The organism is Variovorax sp. WDL1 (genome assembly GCF_001541225.1).
GTDB lineage: Bacteria > Pseudomonadota > Gammaproteobacteria > Burkholderiales > Burkholderiaceae_C > Variovorax.
On record NZ_LMTS01000160.1, the window covers coordinates 1 to 269 of the forward strand.

The 269-nt window shown below is 68.8% G+C and carries 1 pseudogene; it reads left to right on the forward strand.

The annotated features are described in order from the left end of the window. A pseudogene (locus APY03_RS21655) lies at nt 1-233 on the forward strand (efflux transporter outer membrane subunit); the annotation flags it as partial. Nucleotides 234-269 lie beyond the last annotated feature (36 nt).

Here is a 269-nt window from a genome sequence, read left to right on the forward strand (position 1 = left end):
AAGGCGCTGCCGACTACCTGAATGTCCTGGCCGCGCAGCGTGGCGTCCTTGCCAGCCAGACCAGCCTCAATGCCAGCGCCACCAACGCCGCGCTCACCCTGGTCAATCTCTACAAGTCGCTGGGCGGTGGCTGGGACCCTGACGCACTCACATCCGACCGGCAGGCCGGCGGCGATGCGCCCCTGACGACCACTGCGTCGTCTGCCACCTCGCCATCAAAGGCCGGCCAATGAGTGCCGCAGCGTTGCAGCCGACAGCGGCGCCACCCG